General features: G+C 65.9%; 2 protein-coding genes. Both read left to right on the top strand.

Translation table 11 applies throughout. The features are described from left to right. Positions 1–240 precede the first annotated feature (240 nt). The gene (istA, locus tag GTP90_RS35335) at positions 241–1,770 is read left to right on the top strand and encodes an IS21 family transposase (protein WP_161087877.1); all 1,530 of its coding nucleotides are present in this window, start codon (positions 241–243) and stop codon (positions 1,768–1,770) included. Between the two features lie 82 nt (positions 1,771–1,852). Then, positions 1,853–2,605: an IS21-like element helper ATPase IstB gene (gene istB, locus GTP90_RS35330; RefSeq protein ID WP_161087876.1), complete on the top strand. Its 753-nt coding sequence runs from the start codon at positions 1,853–1,855 to the stop codon at positions 2,603–2,605. Positions 2,606–2,757: the final 152 nt, after the last annotated feature.

The raw sequence follows: 2,757 nt of genomic DNA, 5'->3' as shown, positions 1-2,757 counted from the left end.
TCTGCGTTTTCCGCGCCAAACTGGACACCCATTCCACGGCAAACTGGACACCTGGTCCAGCGCAAACTGGACACGTATTCCACGCCAAACTGGACACCCGGTCCAGCGCAAACTGGACACCGATTCCGCTCCAAACTGGACAGTTTGAAGCGGCCTGAGTAGAGCCAACGGCAAGGGGATAACTGTGGCAACCTGCCGGATTTTTATCCGGAGGGTTGCTTGACCAATAAAAGGTTATCCATGCGCAAAATCCACGAAGTCCTGCGGCTGCATTTCGAGCACGGCCGCTCCAAGCGGGAAATCGCCCGCATCATCAACGTCTCCCCCTCCACCGTCTCCGACTATGTGGCCCGCGCCAAGCTGGCCGGCCTGTCCTCGCCGTTGCCGCCCGAGTGCGACGACGCTGCCCTGGAGCGGCTGCTGTTCCCGCCCTGCGAGCCGTCGTCGGTCCAGCGGCCGGCGCCGGCCTGGCCGACCGTGCACAACGAACTGCGCCGCAAGGGCGTGACGCTGGAACTGCTGTGGCAAGAGTACAAGGCCGAGCAACCGGACGGCTACCAGTACAGCGCGTTCTGCGAGCACTACCGGCGCTGGCGCCAGCAACTGACGACGTCGATGCGGCAAACCCACACGCCGGGCGAGCGGCTGTTCATCGACTACGCCGGCCAGACCGTCGGCGTGACCGACGGCGGCACCGGCGAAATCCGCAACGCCCAAGTGTTCGTGGCCGTGCTGGGCGCGTCGAACTACACCTACATCGAGGCCACCTGGAGCCAGCAACTGCCGGACTGGATAGGCAGCCACGTGCGGGCGCTCGCCTTCTTCGGCGGCTGCACCGAGCTGTGGGTGCCCGACAACCTGCGCAGCGGCGTGACGAAGGCCTCGCGCTACGAGCCGGACGTCAACCCCACCTACCACGACCTGGCCGAGCATTACGGCGTGGCCGTGCTGCCGGCCCGCGCCCGCCGGCCCAAGGACAAGGCCAAGGTGGAGAACGGCGTGCTGGTGGTCACGCGCTGGGTGCTGGCGCGGCTGCGCCACCAGCGCTTCTTCAGCCTCAACGACCTGAACCGGTCGCTGCGCACGCTGCTGACCGACCTGAACCAGCGACCCTTCAAGAAACTGCCGGGCAGCCGCGCCAGCGCCTTCGCCGAGATGGACCAGCCGGCCCTGCGCGCGCTGCCGGAGCAGCACTACGAATACGCCGAATGGAAGGTGGCGCGGGTTGGCGTCGACTACCACGTCGAGGTCGACGGCCACTACTACTCGGTGCCGTGCCAGCACGCGCGGACCCAGGTGGACGTGCGCATGACGCGCAGCACGGTCGAGGTGTTCCAACGCGGCCAGCGTATCGCCAGCCACGCCCAGTGCGCCTTCAAGGGCCGCCACACGACGGTGGCCGCGCACATGCCGCCGGCTCACCGCGAGGTGGCCGGCTGGAACGCGCAGACGCTGACGGCGCGGGCCGAGGCCGTGGGCCCGCGCTGCGCGGTGCTGGTGGAGCGGCTGCTGGTCCAGCGGCAGCATCCGCAGCAGGCGTTCCGCAGTTGCCTGGGCGTGCTGTCGCTGGGGCAGAAGTACGGTATCGGCCGGCTGGAGGCGGCCTGCGCGCGCGCCCTCAAGCACAGTGCCGTCAGCTGGAAAAGCGTGCAGGCCATCCTCAAGAACAACCTCGACCTGCAGCAGCAGGACGCCCAGCGCACGCTCGACCTGCCCGAGCACGAGAACCTGCGTGGCGCGGCCTACTACCAGTCGAGCCAGATTCACTAAAACGATTTAAACGATATATACCGTTTATGCAAGCACCATGGGGCGCCTCCAGCCGGCGGCGGCCCCGATGAAAGGATGACCGATGTTGAACCACCCGACCTACGACAAACTGACCCGCCTGAAGCTGTTCGGCATGGCACGCGCCTTCGCTGAACAAAGTGCGCTCGACCTGGACCACCTTAGCTTCGAGGAGCGCCTCGGCCTGCTGGTCGAGCACGAAGTGAGCGACCGCGATGGCAAGGCGCTGGCGTTACGCCTACAGCGGGCCAAGCTCAAGCCCAATACGGCCGCCGAGGACACCGACTACCGCCACGCGCGCGGGCTCGACAAGGCGCTGTACCAACGGCTGCTGGCCGGCCTGTGGCTGTCGGAAAAACAGAACGTGCTGCTGACCGGCCCCACCGGCGTCGGCAAGACCTGGCTGGCCTGCGCGCTGGCGCACCAGGCTTGCCGCATGGGCCGCAGCGCCTATTACGTGCGCCTGCCGCGCCTGCTCGACGAGCTCAGCATCGGACGTGTCGACGGACGCTACATGAAACTGCTCAAGCAACTGGCCAGGATAGACGTGCTCGTCATCGATGATTGGGGGCTGGCGGTGCTCGACGACGCCCACCGGCGCGACCTGCTGGAAGTGCTCGACGACCGCCACGGCAGCCGCTCGACCATCGTCACCAGCCAGCTTCCGATTGAGCATTGGCACGCCGCCATCGGCGACGCCACCCTGGCCGACGCCATCCTCGACCGCCTGGTCCACAATGCCCACCAGCTCAACTTGAAAGGCGATTCGCTACGGAAAAAGCGGGCTAATTTGACAAGTTCGTCCCGTCCGGAGTAAAACCACACCTCAACCCCGCGCCGTTGCGTCCAAGGTGTCCAGTTTGGCCTGGAACAGGTGTCCAGTTTGGTCTGGAACGGGTGTCCAGTTTGCGCTGGAACGACTGTCCAGTTTGCGGCGGAACAGGTGTCCAGTTTGCGTGGAATACGCAA

The organism is Duganella vulcania (genome assembly GCF_009857655.1).
Taxonomy (GTDB): domain Bacteria; phylum Pseudomonadota; class Gammaproteobacteria; order Burkholderiales; family Burkholderiaceae_D; genus Rugamonas; species Rugamonas vulcania.
The sequence above is the reverse complement of the archived record's forward strand: the minus strand, read 5'-3'. Positions and strand labels throughout refer to the sequence as shown.